The 1,192-nt window shown below is 57.5% G+C and carries 1 protein-coding gene; it reads left to right on the top strand.

Translation table 11 applies throughout. The features are described from left to right. Positions 1-65 precede the first annotated feature (65 nt). On the top strand, positions 66-1,046 hold the full coding sequence (locus G9C89_RS24890) for an IS5 family transposase (protein ID WP_172153379.1): 981 nt from the start codon (positions 66-68) through the stop codon (positions 1,044-1,046). The last annotated feature ends 146 nt before the right edge of the window (positions 1,047-1,192 follow it).

Raw genomic sequence — 1,192 nt, 5'->3', positions numbered from 1 at the left:
GGAAACTCTGAAGAAGACTTCCTGATTTTGGCAAAATACCCGGATTCCACCCGCTGAGTTTTCCGATGAAGCAGATGACCTTCGCCGACGCCGAGTACGCAGGCAAGCGCAAGCAGACCCGCAAAGAGTTGTTCCTGATCGAGATGGATCGGGTGGTGCCGTGGAAGGGCTTAATCGCCTTGATCGAGCCGCATTATCCGAAGGGTCAAGGTGGTCGTCCGGCGTATCCGTTGATGGCGATGCTGCGAGTGCACCTGATGCAGAACTGGTTCGGTTACAGCGATCCGGCGATGGAAGAGGCGCTGTACGAAACCACCATCCTGCGCCAGTTTGCTGGGCTGAGCCTGGAGCGCATCCCTGATGAAACCACCATCCTCAACTTCCGTCGCTTGCTGGAGAAACACGAGCTGGCCGCGGGCATCCTGGCCGTGATTAATGGCTACCTGGGCGACCGAGGGTTGTCGCTGCGCCAAGGCACGATTGTCGATGCCACGCTGATCAATGCGCCGAGTTCGACCAAGAACAAGGACGGTAAGCGCGACCCGGAAATGCACCAGACCAAGAAAGGCCAGCAGTACTACTTCGGCATGAAGGCCCATATCGGCGTGGACGTCGAGTCCGGCCTGGTGCACAGCGTGGTGGGCACGGCGGCCAACGTGGCGGATATCACCCAAGTCGACAAGCTGTTGCACGGTGAGGAAAACATGGTGGGAGCCGATGCGGGCTATACCGGTGTCGAAAAGCGTCCGGAGCATGATGGCCGGAAGGTTATTTGGCAGGTGGCGGCACGCCGCAGCACCTACAAGAAACTGGGTAAGCGTAGCGCTCTATACAAAGCCAAACGCAAGATCGAGAAGGCCAAGGCGCAGGTTCGGGCCAAGGTCGAACACCCATTCAGAGTGATCAAGCGCCAGTTCGGTTATGTGAAGACGCGGTTCCGTGGTCTGGCGAAGAACACGGCGCAACTGGTGACACTGTTCGCGCTGTCGAACCTGTGGATGGCGCGCAGACATTTACTGACGAATGCAGGAGAGGTGCGCCTGTAATGCGGGAAATGGCTACCGCGAGGTGCTCGCGGCGGCTAAAAACACAGAAATGAGCGGGTGATCTGAGCGTTTTTGGTCGATTTGCCGCTTTTAAAATCAGCAGCAGCTGAAGTCAGCCAGAAATGCATGGCTACTTCAGAGGATCC

Origin of the sequence: Pseudomonas tumuqii, assembly GCF_013184545.1 — a bacterium.
Taxonomy (GTDB): Bacteria; Pseudomonadota; Gammaproteobacteria; order Pseudomonadales; family Pseudomonadaceae; genus Aquipseudomonas; species Aquipseudomonas tumuqii.
Note: the sequence above shows the minus strand (reverse complement) of the source record. Positions and strands in the feature narration are given on the sequence as shown.

Excerpts from the sequence above, each read along its gene's own strand:
- G9C89_RS24890 (WP_172153379.1), top strand. The coding sequence starts at position 66 with ATGAAGCAGATGACCTTCGCCGACGCCGAGTACGCAGGCAAGCGCAAG.